The sequence below is a fragment of the Sphingomonas sp. Mn802worker genome, assembly GCF_000382485.1.
GTDB lineage: Bacteria > Pseudomonadota > Alphaproteobacteria > Sphingomonadales > Sphingomonadaceae > Sphingomonas.
Genome location: NZ_AORY01000012.1, coordinates 236495 through 258107 on the forward strand (window position 1 = coordinate 236495; position 21613 = coordinate 258107).

The 21613-nt window shown below is 65.1% G+C and carries 18 protein-coding genes; 7 read left to right on the top strand and 11 right to left on the bottom strand.

Translation table 11 applies throughout. The features are described 5' to 3' along the window. Positions 1–21 precede the first annotated feature (21 nt). The 5 genes from ilvB to SMN802W_RS0111150 all read left to right on the top strand — a co-directional run bounded on the left by ilvB (position 22) and on the right by SMN802W_RS0111150 (position 5004). Complete coding sequence (gene ilvB, locus SMN802W_RS0111130; protein WP_026326027.1) at positions 22–1782, top strand: biosynthetic-type acetolactate synthase large subunit; 1761 nt, start codon at positions 22–24, stop codon at positions 1780–1782. 55 nt (positions 1783–1837) lie between these two features. After that, a complete protein-coding gene (gene ilvN / locus SMN802W_RS0111135; protein WP_019516987.1) occupies positions 1838–2353 on the top strand; it encodes an acetolactate synthase small subunit in 516 nt (171 codons plus the stop codon). 2 nt (positions 2354–2355) lie between these two features. After that, a complete protein-coding gene (gene ilvC, locus SMN802W_RS0111140; protein WP_443208871.1) occupies positions 2356–3429 on the top strand; it encodes a ketol-acid reductoisomerase in 1074 nt (357 codons plus the stop codon). Positions 3430–3507: 78 nt separating this feature from the next. Next, positions 3508–4290 (top strand): hypothetical protein, encoded by a 783-nt coding sequence (locus tag SMN802W_RS0111145; RefSeq protein ID WP_019516989.1) that lies wholly within the window; start codon positions 3508–3510, stop codon positions 4288–4290. A gap of 93 nt (positions 4291–4383) precedes the next feature. Next, positions 4384–5004 carry a YceI family protein gene (locus tag SMN802W_RS0111150; RefSeq protein WP_019516990.1) on the top strand — a complete coding sequence of 207 codons (621 nt, stop codon included), beginning with the start codon at positions 4384–4386 and terminating at the stop codon, positions 5002–5004. Between the two features lie 35 nt (positions 5005–5039). Here the strand turns inward: SMN802W_RS0111150 and SMN802W_RS0111155 are convergent, their stop codons facing one another. Then, a complete protein-coding gene (locus SMN802W_RS0111155; protein WP_019516991.1) occupies positions 5040–5429 on the bottom strand; it encodes a BLUF domain-containing protein in 390 nt (129 codons plus the stop codon). A 289-nt stretch (positions 5430–5718) separates the two neighbouring features. Between SMN802W_RS0111155 and leuA the strand changes: the two genes are divergently transcribed. After that, positions 5719–7377: a 2-isopropylmalate synthase gene (leuA, locus tag SMN802W_RS0111160; RefSeq protein ID WP_019516992.1), complete on the top strand. Its 1659-nt coding sequence runs from the start codon at positions 5719–5721 to the stop codon at positions 7375–7377. 45 nt (positions 7378–7422) lie between these two features. On the opposite strand, the gene SMN802W_RS0111165 is transcribed toward leuA, so the two are convergent. From SMN802W_RS0111165 to SMN802W_RS0111190, 6 genes are all read right to left on the bottom strand, one after another. Beyond that, positions 7423–8490, bottom strand: a complete 1068-nt coding sequence (locus tag SMN802W_RS0111165; RefSeq protein ID WP_019516993.1) for a catalase family protein — start codon at positions 8488–8490, stop codon at positions 7423–7425. 57 nt (positions 8491–8547) lie between these two features. After that, positions 8548–9348 (bottom strand): SDR family NAD(P)-dependent oxidoreductase, encoded by an 801-nt coding sequence (locus tag SMN802W_RS0111170; protein WP_019516994.1) that lies wholly within the window; start codon positions 9346–9348, stop codon positions 8548–8550. 21 nt (positions 9349–9369) lie between these two features. Next, a complete protein-coding gene (locus tag SMN802W_RS0111175; protein ID WP_019516995.1) occupies positions 9370–10134 on the bottom strand; it encodes an SDR family NAD(P)-dependent oxidoreductase in 765 nt (254 codons plus the stop codon). A gap of 17 nt (positions 10135–10151) precedes the next feature. Then, a complete protein-coding gene (locus tag SMN802W_RS0111180; RefSeq protein WP_083925756.1) occupies positions 10152–11135 on the bottom strand; it encodes a phosphotransferase family protein in 984 nt (327 codons plus the stop codon). A gap of 62 nt (positions 11136–11197) precedes the next feature. After that, positions 11198–12286, bottom strand: a complete 1089-nt coding sequence (locus tag SMN802W_RS0111185) for a Zn-dependent alcohol dehydrogenase (RefSeq protein ID WP_019516997.1) — start codon at positions 12284–12286, stop codon at positions 11198–11200. A gap of 83 nt (positions 12287–12369) precedes the next feature. Then, positions 12370–13677, bottom strand: a complete 1308-nt coding sequence (locus SMN802W_RS0111190) for an acyl-CoA dehydrogenase family protein (protein WP_019516998.1) — start codon at positions 13675–13677, stop codon at positions 12370–12372. Positions 13678–13834: 157 nt separating this feature from the next. On the opposite strand from SMN802W_RS0111190, the gene SMN802W_RS0111195 reads away from it, so the two are divergent. After that, positions 13835–15064 carry a TetR/AcrR family transcriptional regulator gene (locus SMN802W_RS0111195; protein WP_019516999.1) on the top strand — a complete coding sequence of 410 codons (1230 nt, stop codon included), beginning with the start codon at positions 13835–13837 and terminating at the stop codon, positions 15062–15064. Positions 15065–15104: 40 nt separating this feature from the next. Here SMN802W_RS0111195 and SMN802W_RS0111200 read toward each other — a convergent pair whose 3' ends face one another. The 4 genes from SMN802W_RS0111200 to SMN802W_RS0111215 form a co-directional block, all read right to left on the bottom strand. Next, entirely contained in the window at positions 15105–15944 is an 840-nt protein-coding gene (locus SMN802W_RS0111200; protein ID WP_083925732.1) for an AraC family transcriptional regulator, read from the bottom strand. A gap of 88 nt (positions 15945–16032) precedes the next feature. Next, positions 16033–17322 (bottom strand): spinster family MFS transporter, encoded by a 1290-nt coding sequence (locus SMN802W_RS0111205; RefSeq protein WP_019517001.1) that lies wholly within the window; start codon positions 17320–17322, stop codon positions 16033–16035. Between the two features lie 182 nt (positions 17323–17504). Then, positions 17505–20345, bottom strand: a complete 2841-nt coding sequence (locus SMN802W_RS0111210) for a TonB-dependent receptor (protein ID WP_019517002.1) — start codon at positions 20343–20345, stop codon at positions 17505–17507. 136 nt (positions 20346–20481) lie between these two features. Then, entirely contained in the window at positions 20482–21546 is a 1065-nt protein-coding gene (locus tag SMN802W_RS0111215) for an acyl-CoA dehydrogenase family protein (protein ID WP_019517003.1), read from the bottom strand. Positions 21547–21613 lie beyond the last annotated feature (67 nt).

Consider the following 21613-nt stretch of genomic DNA (forward strand, 5'->3'; position numbering starts at 1 on the left):
CGTCGGTAAAGGAGTGACGTGGTGGTTGAGCGAAGCGGAGCGGACATCCTGGTCGAGGCGCTGGTCGATCTCGGCGTGGAAGTCGTGTTCGGCTATCCCGGCGGGGCGGTCCTGCCGATCTACGACGCGCTGTTCCGATCGCAGAAGATCAAGCACATCCTCGTCCGCCACGAACAGGCAGCGACCCACGCCGCGGAGGGCTATGCGCGCTCGACCGGCAAGCCCGGCGTCGTGCTCGTCACCTCTGGACCCGGCGCGACCAACGCGATCACCGGCATCACCGACGCGATGCTCGATTCGATTCCCATGGTCGTCATCACGGGTCAGGTGCCGTCGCACCTGATCGGCTCGGACGCGTTCCAGGAGGCCGACACCGTCGGCATCACGCGCCATTGCACCAAGCACAATTACCTCGTGAAAGACCCGGCAAAGCTTGGGCCCACGATCCACGAGGCGTTCCATATCGCCACCTCGGGCCGCCCCGGCCCCGTCGTGATCGACATCCCCAAGGACGTGCAGGTCGCGACCGCCGGCTACAGCAAGCCCGGTCCGATCCAGCACAAAACCTATCGCCCCGCCTTGAAGGCCGATCGCGCCGCAATTGAGCAGGCGGTCGACATGATCGCCGCCGCCGAGCGTCCGGTGCTCTACACCGGCGGCGGGGTCATCAACTCCGGGCCGGCGGCGGCGCAGCTGCTGGTCGAGCTGGCGCGGATCACCGGCGCGCCGGTCACCTCGACGCTGATGGGGCTGGGCGCTTTCCCAGCTTCGTCGCCGCAATTCCTGGGAATGCTGGGGATGCACGGCACCTATGAGGCGAACTGGGCGATGAACCAGGCCGACCTGATCGTGAACATCGGCGCGCGCTTCGATGATCGCGTCACCGGCCGGCTTGATGCCTTCGCGCCCAACAGCCGCAAGATCCATGTCGACATCGATCGGTCGAGCATCAACAAGACGGTGCGGATTGACCTCGCGATCGTCGCCGACGCAGGGCGCGCGATGGAGGACATGATCCGGGTGTGGAAATCACGCCAGTACGCCAAGCCTGACCTGTCGGCGTGGTGGAACCGGATCGCCGAATGGCGCGCCAAGGACAGCCTCGCCTACCCCGAGGACGAGCCGAACGGTTTCTGCGGCGAGATCATGCCGCAACGCGCAGTCCGCGCCTTGTGGGAAGCGACGCACGCACGTCAGCCGATCATCACGACCGAGGTCGGGCAGCACCAAATGTGGGCAGCGCAATATTTCGGCTTCGAACTACCCAACAAATGGCTGACCAGCGGTGGTCTCGGCACGATGGGCTATGGCCTCCCCGCCGCCATCGGCGCCCAACTCGGCAATCCGGGTGCACTCGTCATCGACATCGCGGGCGAGGCATCGATCCAGATGAACATTCAGGAACTCGCCACCGCGACGCAATACCGCCTGCCGGTGAAGGTCTTCATCCTCAACAACGAATATATGGGGATGGTGCGCCAGTGGCAGGAACTGACTTATGAGAGCCGCTACGCCGAAAGCTATTCCGACTCCCTGCCCGACTTCGTCCGGCTGGCGGAGGCATATGGGTGGAAGGGCATCCGCATCGAAGCGCCCGATCAGCTGGGCGACGGGATCGCCGAGATGCTCGCGCATGAAGGACCGGTGATGGTCGATTGTCGCGTGGCGAAGCTCGCCAATTGCTTCCCGATGATCCCGTCGGGTGCCGCGCACACCGACATGATCCTGCAGGCGAACGAGGTATCGGGCACGATGGACGACGAAGCGCGCGCGCTCGTCTGATCCCGCCTCCGCCCACCATCGCTTCCTCCCGCCACGGGAGCGCAGAAGGACCATCATGCACATTCGCGAAGAAGCGGCCGAGCGGCACACGCTGGCGGTCATCGTCGACAACGAACCCGGCATCCTGGCGCGCATCGCCGGGCTGTTCACTGCGCGCGGCTACAATATCGAGAGCCTGACCGTCAGCGAGGTAACCGCGGACAAGGCGGTCAGCCGAATCACGATCGTCACCAGCGCCAGTCCAGCGACGCTGGAACAGATCGTCGCGCAGCTCGATCGGCTGATCCCCGTCCACCGCGTCCACGATCTGACTGCCGAGGGTGATCACGTCGAGCGCGAGCTCGCGCTGGTGAAGGTTCGCGGCACCGGCGATCACCGGATCGAGGCGCTGCGCCTCGCCGACGTCTACCGCGCGCGCGTCGTCGACGCGACGACCTCATCGTTCGTGTTCGAGGTGACCGGCGGGGTCGAGAAGATCGACAAGTTCGTCGAGCTGATGGGCGAGGTCGGCTTGGTCGAGGTCGCGCGCACCGGCGTGGTCGCGATTTCACGCGGCAAGGACGCCGCCTGACCATTTCCCGCGGTGCTCGGCCCGAGCAGCGCTTTCACGATCAAAGGGAGTTTATCATGCGTGTCTATTACGATCAGGACGCCGACCTGAACCTCGTCACGGGCAAGAAGATCGCGATCGTCGGCTATGGCAGCCAGGGCCACGCGCACGCGCAGAACCTGCGCGATTCGGGCGTCAAGGACGTGGCGATCGCGCTGCGCGAGGGCTCGGCGACCGCGAAGAAGGCGCAGGACGCCGGCTTCACCGTGATGAGCAACAAGGACGCCGCCGCCTGGGCCGACCTCGTCATGATCCTCGCCCCCGACGAGCATCAGGCCGGCATCTGGGAGAACGACCTGAAGGGCAACATGCGCGCCGGCTCCGCGATCGCGTTCGCGCACGGGCTGAACATCCACTTCGGCCTGATCGAGGCGCCTGCCGACATCGACGTCATCATGATCGCGCCCAAGGGTCCAGGCCACACCGTCCGCTCCGAATATGTTCGTGGCGGCGGCGTTCCCTGCCTGATCGCGGTCGAGCAGGACGCGAGCGGCAACGCGCATGACCTCGCCCTCGCCTACGCCTCGGCGGTCGGCGGCGGTCGCTCGGGCATCATCGAGACGAACTTCAAGGAGGAATGCGAGACCGACCTGTTCGGCGAGCAGGCGGTGTTGTGCGGCGGCATCACCCACCTGATCCAGGCGGGGTTCGAGACGCTGGTCGAGGCGGGCTACGCGCCGGAGATGGCCTATTTCGAGTGCCTGCACGAGACCAAGCTGATCGTCGACCTGCTGTACGAGGGCGGGATCGCCAACATGCGCTACTCGATCTCGAACACCGCCGAGTACGGCGACATCACGACCGGCCCGCGCATCATCACCGACGAGACCAAGGCTGAGATGAAGCGCGTCCTCGCCGACATCCAGGCGGGTCGCTTCGTCAAGAACTTCGTCCTCGACAACCGCGCCGGTCAGCCCGAACTAAAGGCTGCGCGCAAGGCCGCCGCCGCGCACCCGATCGAAAAGGTCGGTGCCGAACTGCGCGCGATGATGCCGTGGATCGGCGCGAACAAGCTGGTCGACAAGGCGAAGAACTGAGCCGACCCGAACCCTGATGGAAAAAGCCGCCGCGGCCCCGTTGCCGCGGCGGATGCGCGGGCGTAGGGGCGACCGGTCATGAGCGCGGCGTCGTACCGGTCATTGTCGTACGACGCGCGTGCGTCGCGTGGCGGTCGCGCCGCGTCCTGGGCGCTCGCGCTCGGCATCGCCGCCGCGATCATCCTCGCGCTGCTCGGGCTGGGCGGATACCGGCGGACCGAGCCCGGCGACGGACGACGGCTGACGACCTTCAACGTAACCCCGCTCGGTTCCTCGGAAGCGAGCAAGCGCACGGTCACGCGCACCCGCGCCGCGGCGCCGACCGCTGCCTCACCGCAACCACGCACGGTCACCCAGCCGCGGGAGGCCCCGATCGTGCCGCCCCCGCCCGTCGCGCTCCACCTGCCCGGCGTGCTCGTGCTCAGCCAGTCGGACTACGCCGCCTCGAACATCGGCAAGATCAAAGGCACCGCGGGCGCGGGCAACGGCACGCAGGTCGCGTCTGCCGGTGACGAAGGGGGCGACCCCAGCATCGGTACCGGACCGGGGGGCGAACCGATGTACGCCGCCGAATGGTACCGCCGGCCGACCCGCGCGGAGATGGCGACCTATATCCCTGCCGGTAAACTTGGCTGGGGCGTGATCGCGTGCCGCACGATCGCGCGCTACCACGTCGACGATTGTCGCGAGCTGGGCGAGACGCCGGGCTCGCGGATCGCCGGCGCGGTACGGCAGGCGGCGTGGCAGTTCCTGATCCGCCCCCCGCGCAAGGGCGGTCAGCCGCTGCTGGGTGTCTGGGTGCGCATCAGGTACGATATCCTGCCGCAAGGGTCGAAGGAACTCGAGGACGACGCCGGCTGAGCGAGCGAAACTGATCGTTTCGGCCGCGCCATGTTCCCTTGAAGCCGCGGTTGTGGTTGGATCACGCCCGTCAACAGGGAGTTTCACACGACCATGCGCATCCGTCACCTCGCCGCCGCCACGCTGGCGCTCGTCTCCGTTCCCGCCATCGCGCAGATCGCGACCACGCCGCAGCAGCCCGGACAGCCGATCGCGTCGCGCGTTCCCGCCGGCACCTATCAGGTCGACCCCGCGCACACGCAGGTCAGCTGGCAGGTCAACCACATGGGCTTCTCGATGCTCGAGGGGCAGTTCGGCGCGAGCACAGGCTCGATCACGATCGATCCGAAGAAGCCGGCGGCGACCAAGGTCGACGTGACCTTCAACATCGACGATCTCTCGGTCACCGCAGCGCCCTTCGCCAAGCACCTGAAGTCCGGCGACTTCTTCAACGCCGCCCAATACCCGACGGCGCGCTTCGTCTCGACCCGCATCGTGCCGAAGGGCGCGAACAGCGCGACCATGACCGGCAATCTGACGATCAAGGATCAGACCAGGCCGGTCACGCTCGACGTCACCTTCGTCGGCGCGGGCGACAATCCGATGAGCAAGAAACTCAACCTCGGCTTTACCGCCAAGGGGCAGATCAAGCGTAGCGACTTCGGCGTCGGCGCCTACGCACCTGTCGTCTCGGACACCGTCAATCTGACGATTCACGCGGCCTTCACGGCCTGAATAGGGCGGGCGGGCCGACACTGCCCGCCCCGCTTTTACGCCGCGCGGCGCAGCTTGATGAAGCTGTCGAACGTCGCGCGGACATTCGCGCTCGTGTTGGCCAGCAGTTGGTCGACGCGGGCGCAGAACTGATCCCCTTCCTCGCCGACGCGCCGCTCGGCCATCGCCCATTCGCCGAACTCTCGCGCGTCGACCTCGCGACGCGACAGGATCACGAGCGCGTGGTGTCGCGGGTCCTGCCTGATCCGCTCATAGGCGCTCTCGACGGCCTCGCGCGGCCCCTCCAGCGCCTGCAGGAAACGCACCCCGTCCGAGTAGAGCAGCCCGGTGATCCCGTCGCGACGATTGTTCAGGCGTGAGGTCGCAAGGATGGCGGACAGGTCCGCGCGCTGCGCGACCGATGAGATATAAACGAGTTGCAGCATGGCACGGGCTCCTTGCGACCGGCCTATTCGGCAGAAGTTGCCGGGAGATGAAGGGCTTGACCTCGATCAGGCACTTAGTTCGCGCCATTTGGCGGGGGACCGATGGAGCGCCCGCCCGACCGCGAGGGGTGGACAGTGCCGCAAACACCCGCCAAGACGTCGCCCAGATGAGCACCCGCGGCCTCCTTCTTCGACTTACGCGCCCTTAGGCGCGTTCTCGACCGTGCGCGGGTAACCGCGCCACCCGCGCCTAAGGGCCAGCCGACACTCCCCAGCAGAGAGCCGAGCCATGTTGCGCGATCCATCGACCAAATACCGTCCCTTTCCGACCATCGACCTGCCCGACCGCCAATGGCCGTCGAAAACGATCAGCCAAGCGCCGCGCTGGCTTTCGACCGACCTGCGCGACGGCAATCAGGCGCTAATCGACCCGATGGACGCGGAAAAGAAGACGCGCTTCTTCGACCTGCTGGTCAAGGTGGGTCTGAAGGAGATCGAGGTCGGCTTCCCAAGCGCCGGCGCGACCGAGTTCGACTTCATCTCGGGTCTGGTCCGGTCGGGCCGCGTGCCCGATGACGTGACGTTGCAGGTGCTCACACAGTCACGCCGCGACCTTATCGAGACGAGCTTCCGCAGCCTGGAAGGCGCCCCCCGCGCGATCGTCCACCTCTATAATGCGGTCAGCCCGGCATGGCGCCGTATCGTTTTCGGTATGTCGCGCGCAGAGGTACGGCAGATCGCGGTCGACGGCGCGACGATCCTGCGCGACGAGGCAGCGAAGCGGCCGGGTACCGACTGGCAGTTCGAGTACAGCCCCGAAACCTTCTCGACGGCCGAACTCGACTTCTCGGTCGAGGTGTGCGCCGCGGTCATGGAGGTGCTGCGCCCTTCCCCTGAACGACCGATCATCTTCAACCTGCCCGCGACCGTCGAGTGCGCGACGCCCAATGTCTATGCCGACCAGATCGAGTGGTTCGCTCGGCATATCCCCAACCGCGAAGCAGTGGTGATCTCGCTCCACACGCACAATGACCGCGGCACGGGCGTCGCGGCGGCCGAGCTTGGCATGATGGCAGGCGCCGATCGTGTCGAGGGTTGCCTGCTCGGCAATGGCGAGCGGACCGGCAATTGCGACCTCGTGACCGTCGCGCTCAACATGTACACGCAAGGCGTCGACCCGCGTCTCGACCTGTCGGACATCGATGGCATCGTGAAGACGGTCGATTATTGCACCAACCTGCCGGTCCATCCGCGCACGCCGTACGCCGGCGATCTGGTCTTCACCGCTTTCTCGGGCTCGCATCAGGACGCGATCAAGAAGGGATTTGCCGCACAGGCTACCCGCAATGACGACCTCTGGGAGGTGCCGTACCTGCCGATCGACCCCGCCGACCTCGGGCGCAGCTACGAAGCGGTGATCCGGGTCAACTCGCAATCGGGCAAGGGCGGTGTCGCCTGGGTGATCGAACAGGACAAGGGCCTGCGCCTGCCCAAGCGGTTGCAGGCCGATTTCAGCCGCCACGTCCAGGCGCTCGCCGACGAGACCAGCCGGGAGTTGAACGCGATCGACATATGGGGTCGGTTCGAGGCAACCTACCTGCCCGGCGGGAGTGACCGCTTCGTGCTGCGCGATTACGAAGAGACAGGCGCGTCTGGCGACCGATTGTTCGTCGGGCGCATGACCGTCGATGGCGAGGAGCAATCAATTTCTGGCCGCGGTAACGGGCTGATCTCGGGCGTCATCGCCGCGCTGGCGGAGACAACGGGTCCCGACCTAGACGTGATCGACTATGCCGAACATGCAATCGGACACGGTGCGACCGCGCAGGCGGTGGCATATCTCGAATGCCGCGCCGCCGACGGCCGCACATTGTGGGGCGTCGGCATCGACAGCGACATTGCGACGGCAAGCGTCCGTGCGGTGCTGTCGGCGGCGAACCGCGCCTGAGCCGGAAGGGTCGCGCCCCCGCTCAGGCGCGATCCGAGGCTTTCGTTACGCCGGCTCGCGGATCGGGCAGCCGTTGGCGCGGGCGCGGAAATCGGCGCTGTGCTTGTACACGTCCTTACGCGACCGGTTGATGTTGCCGAGCGGCCGGTGCGCGGCGAGCCCGGTCCAGATGCTGAAGCGCAGTTCCTCGTTCACGCGTCGGACGCGCGCCTCGTCCCAGCTGTCCTGCGCCTTGGTGCGGATCGTCGCGACGGTGACGGAGGGCGCGTCCTCTTCGGTCCACTCCACCGTCGGGTCCTCGATCGGCTGCTTGTCGGTGTCGCGTTGCAACTGGACGCGGAACTCCCACTCACCGGCGATGTCGCGCAACTCCTGCTGCAAGGTCTCGCGGATCGCGTCGGGACAACCCGATGCGTCGATAATGGCACCGGTCCGCTCCTTCAGCGCCGGCGCGACCGGCACCAGCTTGAACTTCGCGACATAGTCGCCGTAGCGGAACGGCGTGGCGCTGTAATAGGTCTCGCCGATCGGATCGACGTTGGGCGCGCCGCCAAGCGAGCGGATCGCGGCGCTCTCGACACCCACGGCGGTCAGAGCGGTGTTGATACCGCGCAGCACGCTCGACAAGGCGATCTTCGCGCCTTCCGCCTTGTCGGTCGTGCGCGCGAGCAGCTTCAGGTTGCCCAGGAACTTGTCGGCATCCTTCGCCTGAAAGACCGGACCATTCACCATCACGAAGTCCTGCGCGCGACCTTCGGCGTCCGGCAAACGTTCACCGTCAACGTCCATCACCTTGATCGCAAGGCCGCGCGGCAGCGAGATCGCATCGCTCAGGATGTCGCCGGGATTGGTCGAAAAGCGCATGAACACCGGGTGCTCGCCCGGCGTCGCGAACAGTCCCTGCGCGAGCTCGGCAGGCAGGTCCGCGTGCACCGTCAGCGTCCCCTCGACGATCGCGTGCGCCTTCGCATGCACCGAACGGACCGCATGACCGTAATCCTCGTGCGTCGTCTCGAGAATAATGTCGAACTGCTCGTTGAGCCGGTCAACCGTCTCGGCCTCGTCAGGCTTCACATTTTCAAGATCGGGCGAATAGCGGATCGGGTCGGCCATGGGTAAACCTTTGCTTGTTCACCCATTCAAACCGACCGGCTGGTGCCGCGTTCCAAATCAGACGGCGGTGCGACCGTATTCCTGCTTTGTCACCGGGTGGCTCGATGACAAGCCGCCGTCGACCGCGATCGCCTGCCCGTTGACGTAGCTGGCGTCGTCGCTGGCGAGGAACAGCGCGACCTTGGCGAGCTCCTCGGGCTGGGCTCCCCGACGCAGCGGGTTGAGCCGGCCCAGCCGATCCTGCTTGCCCGCGTCGCGCGCATAGTCGAACGTCGGCTTGGTCATGCCGGTCTCGGTCAGGCCGGGGCAGATCGCGTTGACGCGGACGTTTGCGCCCGACAATTGCTGCGCCGACACCATCGCCAGGTTGATGACGCCCGCCTTCGATGCCGAATAGGCCGGCGACCCCGCACCCGATCGGATGCCCGCCACGCTGGCCGTCAGGATGATGGCACCCCCACCTCGCTCTGCGATCCTTGCTCCGGCATGCTTTACCGCCAGAAACGGCCCGATCAGGTTCACGCGCAGCACCTCGGTGATGAGCGCCACGTCGGTGTCGAAGATGTTCGCCATCCCGCCCGAGATACCCGCGTTAGCGAACATGACGTCCAACCCGCCAAACGCATCGCACGCCAGCGCGACGGTACGGATCACGTCCTGCTCGTTACCCGCATCCATGCGGATCGCCTCGGCGATGCCGCCGGCCTCGCGGATCAGCCGCGCGGTGTCCTCCGCCCCCTCGCTCAGGTCGGCGACGACGACGCGCGCGCCTTCCGCGGCGAACAGCGTCGCGGCGGCGCGACCGATGCCCGAGCCCGCACCGGTAACGATGATCGATTTGTCGGTGAAGCGTGCCATGCCTTTACCCCCTGTCGCGGATCAGATCGTGACGCCGCCGTCGATCACCATCGTCTGACCGGTCATGAACGCGCTCGCCGCGCTGGCCAGATAGACGACCGCACCCGCAATCTCTTCGGGCTCACCGATGCGGCGCAGCGGCGTGGTCGCGTTGCGCTCGGCAACCTTTGCCTCGTCGTCCCACAATGCCTTGGCGAAGTCGGTCTTGATCAGGCCCGGCGCGATGCAGTTTACGCGGATGTTGTCCGGGCCATATTCGTGCGCGAGGTTGCGGGCGAGCTGCATGTCCGCCGCCTTGCTGATGCAATAAGCGCCGATCACGGTCGAACCGCGCAAGCCCCCGATCGAGGACACGATGACGATCGAGCCGTCCCTTCGCTCCCGCATCTCGGGCACCACCATGCTGATCAGCCAGTGATTGGAAATAATGTTGTTATCGAGGATCTTGCGGAACTGATCGTCGGGGATGCCGGCCTGCGGGCCGTAATAGGGGTTCGACGCCGCGTTGCAGACCAGCACGTCGATCCGCCCGAACCCGCGGCGGGTCTCATCGACCAGATGCTGCAAGGCTGCCTTGTCGGAGATGTTGGCAGCGACCGCGATCGCCGTGCCTTCGCCAAAGCCCGCATTGATCTCGGCCGCGACCGCGTCGCACGCGTCCTGCTTGCGGCTGGAGATGACGACCTTCGCACCCTGCGCGGCGCAGGCGATGGCCGACGCCTTGCCGATCCCGCGCGAGGAACCGGTGATGAGCACGACCTTGCCGGTCAGATCGAACAGCGACATCGATGTCTCCTCCTGAGTCAGGCGCCCGCCCTGCGAGCGAAGGTCAGCGCCGCGTCGGCGAGCATCGGAACGCGCGCGCTCATCTCCTCGGCGCGCGCGCTGGACGCAGTGCCGATCAGGAAACGCTTCTTGATCCCCTGCACGATGCTGGCGAGGCGAAAGAGGTTGAAGGCAAAATACCAGTCTAGTTGCGGCAGGCCGTCGCGCCCGGTGCGCGCGCAGTACCGCTCGACCATCTCCTCCAGCGTCGGGATGCCGGTGTCGGGACCGGTCAGCCCCTGCACGCCCGACCGCCCCTCGGGTTCGGTCACCCAACTCATCAGATAATAAGTCAGGTCGGCCGTCGGGTCACCAAGCGTGCATAGCTCCCAGTCGAGCACCGCGACGACCCGGCCGTCGCTGCCGGGCGCGAACTTCATGTTGTCGACGCGGTAGTCGCCGTGAACGATCGACGTACGCGTCTGCCTAGGGATCGTGCGCGGAAGGAAATCGATCAGCGCTTCCATCGCGGGCATGTGCTCGGTTTCGGCCCCACGATATTGCTTGGTCCAGCGTCCGACCTGACGCTCAAAATAATTGCCGGGGCGACCGAAGTCGCCGAGGCCGATCTTCTCGTAATCGGTGTTGTGCAGATCGGCGAGCGTGTCGATCATCGCATGGTAATGCTCGCGCCGCTGCGCCGGCGAGAGATCGGGCATCCCGCCGTCCCAGATCGTCCGCCCCTCGACCATCTCCATCACGTAGAAGGCCGAGCCGATCACCCCCGCATCCTCGCACAAGCCGTATTGGCGCGGCACGGGAAAGCCGGTCGGGTGCAGTGCGGCCATGACACGGTATTCACGGTCGACCTGATGCGCACTCGGCAACAGGTCACCCATCGGCTTTCGCCTCAGTACATAGCTCGCCGTCGGCGTGGTCAGCTTGTAGGTCGGATTTGATTGCCCGCCCGAGAACTTGGCATAGTCGAGCGGTCCCTTGAACCCGGGAACGTTGGCGCGCATCCACGCCGACAGCCGCTCGGTGTCGAGCCGGTCGCGGTCGGCGATGTCGGTCTGCAACTCGCTCACTGATCGAACACGATCACACTGCGGGTCGTGTCGCCCTTGCGCAATTCGTCGAAGGCGCGATTGATCTGGGCGAGCGGCAGGCGATCGGCGATGATCGCGTCAAGGTCGAGCTGCCCGCGCAGGTAGAAGTCGACCAGCCGGGGTATGTCGACCGGAAAGCGGTTGTACCCCATGAACCCGCCCTGCAGCCGCTTGCCCGACAACAGGTCCATCGCCGACAGCCCCACCTTCTCGCCAAGCGGCATCATGCCGAGGATCGTCGCGGTGCCGCCGCGACGCAGCACACCCACAGTCGTGGCGGCGGATTGCGGCCGGCCGACCGCCTCGATCGCGTGGTGGACGCCGCCCTTGGTGATCTCCACTACCTCGGCGACTGCGGTGTCGCTCAGAGGATCGAGCGTATGGGTGGCGCCAAGCTTCTCGGCCACCGCCCGCTTCTCGGGTACGGGATCGAGCGCGATGATCTTGCCCGCGCCCGCGATTTTCGCGGCATTCACCGCGGCGAGGCCGATCCCGCCGCACCCCACCACGCAGACCGTTTCGCCCGGCGACACATCGGTCGCATTGAACACCGCGCCTGCGCCGGTCGTCACCGCGCAACCGATCAGTGCGGCGCGGTCGAGCGGCATGTCGCGGTCGATCGCCACGCAGGCATGCTCATGCACCAGCATCATCTCGGCATAGGCCGACAAATTTAGCATCTGCTGCACCGTACCGCCGTTCGCCAGTCGCAATCGCGGCTCGTCGCGCGACGACCGCCGCGTCTCACCCGACACGCACAGGTACATGCGCCCGGTGATGCAAAATTCGCAGTGACCGCAGAACGCCGACAGGCAGGTCACGACATGATCGCCCGGCTTCACGGTGCGAACCTCCTCGCCGACCGCCTCGACCACGCCCGCCGCCTCGTGGCCAGGGATGGCAGGCAGCGGGTGCGGATAGGCCCCGTCGACGAAGTGCAGGTCGGAGCGGCATACCCCGCAGGCGAGCGTGCGGATCAGCACCTCGTGCGCGCGGGGCTTGGCGACGTCGACGTCCTCGATTTGGAGCGGGGACTTGGTTTCGAACAGAACGGCGGCTTTCACGGCTCACCCTCTCCTGTGACGCGCCGGCCTGCTACCGGTCGCAGATACGTGCCCGCGCCACATCGACGCGGGCGCTTCAAGCTTCACCGGCTGACGCCGACGTCGCCGCTTGAGAAAGCGGGTGCGGCGTCGTTCGACGGGCGATCGATCTTCCACTCGGCGTATTTGCCGAACTCGTTGCGCGCGATCGAGCGAGCATGGACCTCGTCGGGGCCATCGGCCAGCCGCAAGGTACGCTGGTTCGCCCAGGCGTGCGCCAAGCCGAAATCATCCGACACGCCGGCGCCGCCGTGCGCCTGTACCGCGTCGTCAAGGATCTTGAGCGCCATGCTCGGCGCCTGCACCTTGATCATCGCGATATCGAGTTGCGCGGCCTTGTTGCCCGCCTTGTCCATCGTGTCAGCGGCCTTGAGGCACAATAGCCGCGTCATTTCGATATCGATCCGCGCGCGCGCGATCCGTTCTTCCCACACGCTGTGATCTGCGATCCGCTTGCCGAACGCGACACGGCTGACCAGCCGCTTGGCCATCGCTTCGATCCCCGTCTCCGCGACCCCGATCGTACGCATGCAATGGTGGATGCGACCCGGCCCAAGCCGTCCCTGCGCGATCTCGAACCCGCGCCCCTCCCCCAGCAGCACGTTCTCGACCGGTACCCGCACATCGGTCAGCACGACCTCGCCGTGCCCGTGCGGTGCATGGTCGTAGCCGTAGACCGACAACATCCGCTCGATCCTGACACCCGGCGTATCCATCGGCACGAGTATCTGGCTTTGCTGCTGATGCCGTGATCCCTCGAAGCTTGTCTTTCCCATCAGGATCGCGATCTTGCAGCGTGGGTCGCCGACGCCCGACGACCACCATTTGCGGCCGTTGATGACGTAATGATCGCCGTCGCGCTCGATCCGCGTCTCGATGTTGGTCGCGTCGGACGATGCGACCTGCGGCTCCGTCATCAGGAAAACCGAACGGATTACGCCGTTCATCAGCGGGCGAAGCCAGCGCTCCTTATGCTCCAGCGTGCCGTAGCGGTGCAGCACTTCCATGTTGCCGGTGTCGGGCGCTGAGCAGTTGAAGCATTCGCTCGCCCAGCCGATCTTGCCCATCTCCTCGGCGCACAGCGCATATTCGAGGTTGGTCAGTTGCGTTCCCTCGAACTCGAACGTTTCGTCGACGTGGGTCTGCCCCGAATGCGGCGGCATGAAGAAATTCCAAAGCCCCGCGGCCTTGGCCTTTGCCTTCACCTCCTCGATCACCGGAATGACTTTCCAGCGCTCGCCCTGGTGCGACTGCTGGTGATATTCGTGATTGCGCGGCGCGATCTCGGCGTCGATGAACGCCTTCACGCGGTCGCGAAAATAGGTCTCGCGCTCGCTCAGGGTGAAATCCATCTTGTCCCTCCGCCTGTCTGCCGTTTGACGCGGGCTTAGGCCATACCGTTTGTTCGGTAAAGCGCCGCGACCATCTAATCGCACCTGCGTAGGCTTCGCTGGCGCGCGCGTGCACAAAGGGACTGGTTCTTCGAAAAGCTTTTGCTACAGTCCGACGATGGGGGACACCCGAGCAGACGAAGCCACCAGCACACGGCGTTTCCGCGAGAAGCGCGACGCGATCCTGGCCGCCGCCGCCGAGGCGATCAACGAGCAAAGCGCGAAGGGCATGACCTTCGCCGATGTCGCGCGACGCGTCGGGCTGAACACGACCAGCGTGACCTACTATTTCAAGCGCAAGGAGGACCTCGCCGCCGCCGCGTTCGAACATACGCTCGACTATCTGTTGCGGATGCTCGACGAGGCGACGGAGGCCGACACGCCTGCCGAGCGGATTGAGGCGTACCTGAAACTTAACATGGCCCGGCTTGCGCGGATCGAACGCGGCGAGGAGAAGCCGTTCGCCGTCCTTTCCGACCTGCGCGCGACCGAGGACCCGGTGCGCACAAGATTGATGGCGGGATGGCGTGAGGTGTTCAGGCGCACGCGCGCGCTCTGGGGCCAGCCGACCGGGCGCACGCACACCGATCTGGCAAGCGCCCGCGCACATGTCCTGCTGGAAAACACGTTCTGGATGCCGGTGTGGTTGCCGCGTTACGACGTCGACCAATGGCCGCGCGCGTGCGATCGCCTGATCGACATCTTTCGCCACGGCGTCGCCGTACCCGCCGCGCAATGGACGCCGCGTCCGGTTGCGCTCGGTCACGACGATCCGATGCCCGGGCGCGAGGCGTTCCTGCTCGCGGCGACGCGCCTGATCAACGAACTCGGCTACCGCGGGGCCAGCGTGCAGCGGATCGCGTCGGAGCTGAACGTGACCAAGGGCAGCTTCTACCATCACCTAGACGCGAAGGACGATCTGGTCGCGGCCTGCTATCGCCGCAGTTTCGATACGATCGCCGCGGCGCAGCGCCAGGCCGACGAGCGCGGCGGGACGCAATGGCAGCGCCTGTGCGACACGGTTGCGGGCTTACTCGACGTCCAATTCTCCGAGCACGGCTCGCTGTTGCGGACGACCGCGTTGAGCGGCCTGCCCTATGACACGCGCGACGCGATGGTGGAACGCTCCAACCGAATCGCACGCCGGTTCGCGGGCACGATCTCTGACGGGATGACCGAGGGCACGATCCGCTCGGTCGACAGCCTGATCGCCGCGCAGGCGACGATGGCCTTGCTCAACGCAGCCTTCGACATGCGCAAATGGGCGTGGTCGATGCCGCGCGACCGGGCGATCGCCTTCTATGCGTCGACGCTGATGTTCGGCATGTTCGACGACCGCGTGCTGTAGCGGCCACCCGAAGCCTTGCACCACCATTGCACGATCCGCTTCAGACGAGCGGACCCAGCACCTTTTGTCGGACCCGCAGCGCGATCTGATTGAGCGGACCCCGGCGTCGCGCGAAATCACGCACCGAACAGCCGAGAAACAGGTGGCTGTCGCGCAGGAAGTGCGAACGATCGTAATAGCCGCTCGCCTTCAATGCCGCCGGGCCGCGATCGGGATCGATCAGCATCGCGGTCAACGCCCGCACGAACCGCGTCCGGCGCAGCATCAGCTTGGGGGTGAACCCGAACGATTGCCGCGTCATGGTTGCAAGCGAACGCGGGCTGGTGTCCAGCATGTCGGCGATCACATCGATCCGCGTCTCACGACCTTCCTCGAGTATCGCGAAGAGCTTGCCAATGCGCGGGTCGACCGGCGGTCGCCGGTGCAGGCGCGCCTCAAGCCAGCGCTCGAACACCACATCGGGGCGGTCGCTATGTTCCAGCGCATCGTGCAGTTGCGCAGCACCGCTGTCGAGCTGGGACAGCGCCGCGACGCGGTTGGAATAGCGCGACACGTTGCCGCCGAACAATTGTGCCCAGCCAAGCGGCTTCAAACCGACGCCGACCATCGTGCCGCCCTGTGCCGACAGATGCCCGGCGCAACTGGTCGGGCCGACGAACGCCGCGCCCGGCATCGGATCGAACGTCCGCGCACCCATTCGAAGCGACCAGGCCGGCGTTTCATGCAACGTGACCTGGATCGACGCCACGCCGGGCAGGAAGACGTCCTGCAGCGTCAGGCCGGGCGGCAGCGCCGCGTGATATAGATGATAGCCGGTGACGAACGGCGACAATGCCGCGCTTGGTCGCCAATATTGAACCGGTAGAACTGCTTCGCTCATCGCAACCGCCCCCCAGCAGTGATGAACTGGTCTGCTATCATGACCTTTTCAGAAATGAAATAAGCGATTGGAGGCGATCTTGGTCACTTCATGTCGGCTGCCGCTTCAGGAGCACTCCTGCGCGCCAATAGGCGAGGATCGCGACGGGCGTCAGCAAGGCGACGGACAACATCGCCCAACGCAGTGACTGCGCACCATAGGCCGGAGCAAGCATGTCGCTCACCCGCCCGACAAGGAAGGGACCCAATCCAAGCCCGACCAGATTAATCACCAACAACGTCAACGCAGCCCAGACGCTACGCAACCGGATCGGCGCAAGGTGCTGGATCAGCGCAAAGGATGGGCCCAGATAGGCGCCCGCAAACAACGCCGCAATGAAGTAGCTGGCGAGCGCCAGGCGGGGATCGTCGACGAAGTAGAAACCGACCGCGAACGGAAATGCGACCACCTTGAACGCAGCCACCACCCAGCTCTGCGCGTGGAGACCATATCGCTTCGCCGCGCGGTCCGCGGCCACACCGCCGAGCAACGCGGAGGTCGACCCGATGATCGCGGCGGGCAGCGCGACGTATCGCGATACGTCGAGCATCGACATGCCGAGCGATCGCTGCATGTAGCTCGGCCCCCATCCCGTCAGCGCATATCCGATCAACGAGGTAAGCGTCACCGCCACCACGAGGTGGAGCGCGGCGCGGTCGCGCCACATCGCAGCGGTCCCCTCCCACAGTGACGGCATCGCAGCCGGCGCGTCCATCGCACGTTGCGCATCGGACAGGCCGCGGCGCGGCTCGGCGAGGAACAGCCAGACGACGAACGCGAGGATGACACCGGGCAAGCCGACGACCATCATGGCCACGCGCCAATTATACGCGTGTGCGACGATGCCGCCGATCATCATGCCCAAACCGCCGCCCAGCAGCACGCCGAGCGAGTAGATCGCCATCGCCGAAGCCCGTTTCTCCGGCGGGTACAGATCGGCGATGATCGAATGGCTCGGCGGCCCGGCACCCGCCTCGCCGACGCCGACGCCGATACGCGCGAACATCAACTGCGTGAAATTCTGCGCCATACCGGACAGCGCAGTCATGACGCTCCATATGCCCAGGCTCACGGCGATGATGCGGCGGCGACTGGTGCGATCCGCCAGTCGTGCGATCGGGATGCCGAGCGTTGCGTAGAAGATCGCAAACACCAGCCCCGACAATAATCCAAGCTGCGTGTCAGACAGCTTCAAGTCGAGCTTGATCGCCTCCAGCAGAATGGCAAGTATCTGCCGGTCCATGAAACTGAAGAAGTATGTCAGCGTTAGCAGCGCGAGGGTAACACCGCGTCGCTTCAATGCCAGCGTATCTGCGATCTCGGGCCGATTCAGTTCCACCGCGCTGCTCCCCGTCCATCTGTCAGCAGGCTAGCGGGTCAGGTCACATCGATCCAGTAACGAAGCCGGATGAAACGAATAAATACAATCACATAGGATATGCTCGTCTCATCATGCGCCAACTCAAAAGGGCGCCGTGCAGGACCTGCACGACGCACCCTTTGCAGAGATTAGCCGGCGCGTTAGAAGCGGCCGCGTAACGTCACACCATATGTTCTCGGCTCGGCAAGAAACTGGGAGAACAACTGCCGCCCGCCGGGATAGACCGGGTCCTGGAAGCTCGCCGTGCTCGCCCCCTGCTGGAACGGTGAATTGAAGGCGACCTGCGCATAATTCTTGTTGAGCAGGTTCTGCGCCCACAATTCGATCGATATCCGCTGCTTGGGTGCGCGCACACCGACGCGTGCGTTGACCAGCGCGAACCCATCCTGCTCCTTTTGCGGGAAGAGGTCGGACCCGGTGTTATAATCGCTGCTAAGGCGCGTATCGCCGTAGAATAGCATCGACCACCCGCTGCTGCCGATCTCGGGTGTCCAGGCGGCCGACGCGGTCACGACCACTTGCGGCGCGTTCGACAGATTGTCGCCGGGCAGCTTGCGCAGCGCCGGGTTCAGCGGAGCGCCGCTGTTCGACCCGACCAGATTGTCGCGATACTTGGTGTCGGCATAGGTCAGGCCCGCGGTGAAGCGGAAGTCGCGTGCCGGCACCAGCGTGGCCTCGAGTTCGACGCCTTGCGATACGACGCCGTATCCGACGTTGTCACGCGCGCAGGCTCCGGTCGACGCGGCCGCCGCGTTGTAATTTGATGCGCCGGTGAAGATGTTCTGATCGCGGTCTCCCCCGTTCAGGCTGCTCGAACAACCGTTGACGTTCTGCACGATGAAGACGGTGCCGTCGAAGGTGTTGAGCTGGAAGCTGCTAAACTCCTGCCGGAACCCGGCGATCGACAGCGAGAACGGACCGGTCGCGTATTTGGCGCCGATCTCATAGGCGTTGACCTTCTCCGGATCGAACTGAAGGTTGCTGACCAGCGCCTGCGCGCCGCCAAGCGAGGCGAAGGTCGTCGTGATCTGCCCGTTCGACACCTGCAACGGCGCCTTGAGTGCGGAGCGATCAAAGTTGAAGCCACCCGCCTTGTAGCCGCGCGAATAGCTGCCGTAGATCAGCAGGTCGTCGATCGGTTTCCATGACAGGATCGCAGTGCCGGTCAGCTGGTCTTCCGAGCGACGATCGCGGATGCTGACGCCGTTCAGCTCCGCAGTCGAATTGCCCTGGCAGCCTAGCCCGATCAGCGCCTGCGCCAGCGCACGTCTGGTCGCAAGCGCCGGCGTTGCTGCGATCTGCGCTGCGGTGATGTTCGCCTCGTCGGTCAACGTCTGCTGCAAGGCGACGCAGCCGGTGTTATCGTTGCCGAAAGTGGCGGCGAAGCGTTTCCGCTCGGTCGTGTAGCGCAGGCCAAGCGTCAGATCGATATTCGAGGTGACGTGGATGATGTTGTGCGTGAACGCCGCGAAGCTGTTCATGTTCTGGCGATAGCGATCGACCGTCGATCCGCGATCGTTGATTCCATCGAGCGTGACGAAGCCGTTGGCGACGTCCGCGCCGCCAACCGCCGCCAGTGTCGCCGGTCCGACGCCCGGCGCGACGCATCCTGTGCTGTTGGGCGCGTAGAGTGCGGCCAAGCCACCGCCCGAGATGATGCGACACGTCGCAAAACGACCGTATTGCGAGCCGAAGCGCAGGTTGCTGCGGCCGCTGAACTTTTCATCGATGTAGAATCCGCCGATCAGCCAGTCGAGCCGGTCGTTGAACAGGCTGCCGTTCAGCCGCACTTCCTGCGTGAAGGTCTTGAACCCACGCCGGTTGTTGCCGTCGGGAGCGTTGTAGAGGATGTCGACGGTGCCATAATCGGTGTCGCTACCCTGCGCATTGTAATAATCGCGATAGGCGGTGATCGACGTGAGATTCGTATCACCGAACTTCCAGTCGAGTTGCCCCGAAAAGCCATAATCCTGTGTCGTGCCAGCGTAGCTGCGCCCGCGGGAGACCGAGACGTTCCTGCTATACCCCTGGTTGAGCGCGCCGAGATTCTGGCCCAGGTCGCGCAACACGTTGACGATGTTGTTGCCGGTCGAAAGCCCGGTCGTCAGCGGTGTCGCGGGATTGTTGAGATTGCCGATATACGGGTTGACGGTACGATCGACGTAAGTCGCGGCGCAACAGGCCTCCTTACGCTTGGTGTAATCGCCGATCAGTCGAAGCGAGATGTCGCTGGTCGGCTCGAACAGCAATTGTCCACGGATGAAATAGCGATCGCGATCGTTGATACGCGTGCCGTTGGTTCGATCACGGTAGAAACCGTCCCGGGTCACATAAACACCGTCGAGGCGTGCGGCGAGCTTGTCACCCGCGATCGGTCCGGTCACACCCCCGGCCAAGCGCACAAAATTATAATTGCCGTACGTCGCCTCGCCATTCGCGCCAAAGGTGAAGGCCGGCTTGACGCTGACGATGCTGATCAGGCCGGCGGATGAGTTACGCCCGCCGAGCGTGCCTTGCGGCCCGCGCAGCACCTCAATCCGGTCGATCTCGCCCAGTTCGTTGAGGCCGATACCGGCGCGGGATCGATAGACACCATCCACGAATACCACCACCGAGCTTTCCAGCCCCGGATTGTCGCCGACCGTTCCGATGCCGCGGATGCGTGGCGAGCCATTGGCCTCCGATCCGGTCGACGAGACGAGCAGCGATGGCGCGAGCTGATTGAGCTGGCGAATGTCGTTCGCGCCGGACAAGGCCAGGCTGTCGGCGTTCACCGCCGAGATCGCGACCGGCACGTCGGCGAGCGCCTGCGCGCGCCCCTGCGCAGTGACGACGATGTCGGCAGGGGTGGAATCGACATTGTCGGTGGTCTGCACCGGCGCTGCCTCCGCCGCCCCGGCAGGGGTGGTCTGGGCGCCCGCCTGTCCCGCCACGACAATGGCGGCAGCCGCGCACGCCGACAAAAGCACATGCTTCGTCATCTGATCCTCTCCCGTCGGTCAGCACTATTGCGCGCCGTACCGTACATTCGAGTAGATCGGATTCGGTCGGTCAGATCAAGTCAGTGTAACTGCTCTACCGTAACAAATTGCGTACCGATTGCTTGATCCAGGCGAATCAATAACCATTGAGCCGGGCAAAACGGTCGCGATGGTACGCAGCATTTCCCCACATCGCCTCAAGCACCGCCGCACGCTTCATATATAGACCGGCGTCATATTCGTCGGTCATGCCGACACCGCCGAACAATTGCACCATCTCGCGACTGACCAGACGCAGCGTCTCGCCCGCGGTCGCCTTGGCAAGGCTGACCGCCTGATCCACGTCCGACCGACCGGCATCGATCGCCTCCAGCGCACCCTCTACGGTCGAGCGCATCAGCTCGATCTCGGTCAACATCTTCGCCATGCGGTGCTGGAGCGCCTGAAAAGTCGAGAGCACCTGACCGAACTGAACCCGCTGCTTCAGATAATCGAGTGTCTGGTGGAACGCGCTGTCCGCCATGCCAAGCATTTCGGCGGCCGTCACCGCCGCCGCATAATCCGCCATCTTTGCCGTCAACGCTGTACCGCCCAGTCGCTCGGCCGGCGCACCGTCGAAACGCACCTCGGCATGGCTGCGACTGTCGGCCATGCGACGCGGCGATACGGTCACGTCCTCGCCCTTTTCGACCAAATACAGCCCGTCCTGCGTCGCGACGACGAAGACATCGGCGCCGTCCCCTTCCGCAACGAACGCCTTGCTGCCGGTCAGCCTGCCGTCTGCGACGGCGGAGCGCACCGACAAATCGTGAATGGCACCCTCGTCGATCGCGAGCGTGGCGATCGCCTCGCCGCTGGCCAGCCGTGGCAACCATTGCTGCTTGGCCGCCTCCGATGCGCCCAGCACGATCGCACTCGCCGCGACCGCGGTCGATGACAGCGGCGACACCGCCAGGTTGCGCCCCAATTGCTCGACCACCAGGCCAAGCGACAGATAGCCAAACGCCGAGCCGCCATATTCCTCCGAAATAACGATCCCCGCCCAACCCATTTGACCGATCACACCCCAAGCCTCGGCATCGAAGCCGGTCGCGGGTGCGGCCTCGCGCAACTTGCGGAAAGCGGTGACCGGGCTCTCGTTGTTGGCCCACTCGCGCGCCATGTCGCGCAACATCACCTGTTCGTCGTTCAAAGCGGCCATGTGTCGTTCCTCGGAATGTGGGCGCGGTGATGATGATGTGAGCGGCGAGTTAAGCCGGGGAGGTGAC

Excerpts from the sequence above, each read along its gene's own strand:
- ilvN (WP_019516987.1), top strand. The coding sequence starts at position 1,838 with ATGCACATTCGCGAAGAAGCGGCCGAGCGGCACACGCTGGCGGTCATC.
- SMN802W_RS0111145 (WP_019516989.1), top strand. The coding sequence starts at position 3,508 with ATGAGCGCGGCGTCGTACCGGTCATTGTCGTACGACGCGCGTGCGTCG.
- SMN802W_RS0111150 (WP_019516990.1), top strand. The coding sequence starts at position 4,384 with ATGCGCATCCGTCACCTCGCCGCCGCCACGCTGGCGCTCGTCTCCGTT.
- SMN802W_RS0111155 (WP_019516991.1), bottom strand. The coding sequence starts at position 5,429 with ATGCTGCAACTCGTTTATATCTCATCGGTCGCGCAGCGCGCGGACCTG.
- leuA (WP_019516992.1), top strand. The coding sequence starts at position 5,719 with ATGTTGCGCGATCCATCGACCAAATACCGTCCCTTTCCGACCATCGAC.
- SMN802W_RS0111165 (WP_019516993.1), bottom strand. The coding sequence starts at position 8,490 with ATGGCCGACCCGATCCGCTATTCGCCCGATCTTGAAAATGTGAAGCCT.
- SMN802W_RS0111170 (WP_019516994.1), bottom strand. The coding sequence starts at position 9,348 with ATGGCACGCTTCACCGACAAATCGATCATCGTTACCGGTGCGGGCTCG.
- SMN802W_RS0111175 (WP_019516995.1), bottom strand. The coding sequence starts at position 10,134 with ATGTCGCTGTTCGATCTGACCGGCAAGGTCGTGCTCATCACCGGTTCC.
- SMN802W_RS0111180 (WP_083925756.1), bottom strand. The coding sequence starts at position 11,135 with ATGCGCGCCAACGTTCCCGGGTTCAAGGGACCGCTCGACTATGCCAAG.
- SMN802W_RS0111190 (WP_019516998.1), bottom strand. The coding sequence starts at position 13,677 with ATGGATTTCACCCTGAGCGAGCGCGAGACCTATTTTCGCGACCGCGTG.
- SMN802W_RS0111195 (WP_019516999.1), top strand. The coding sequence starts at position 13,835 with ATGGGGGACACCCGAGCAGACGAAGCCACCAGCACACGGCGTTTCCGC.
- SMN802W_RS0111200 (WP_083925732.1), bottom strand. The coding sequence starts at position 15,944 with ATGAGCGAAGCAGTTCTACCGGTTCAATATTGGCGACCAAGCGCGGCA.
- SMN802W_RS0111210 (WP_019517002.1), bottom strand. The coding sequence starts at position 20,345 with ATGACGAAGCATGTGCTTTTGTCGGCGTGCGCGGCTGCCGCCATTGTC.
- SMN802W_RS0111215 (WP_019517003.1), bottom strand. The coding sequence starts at position 21,546 with ATGGCCGCTTTGAACGACGAACAGGTGATGTTGCGCGACATGGCGCGC.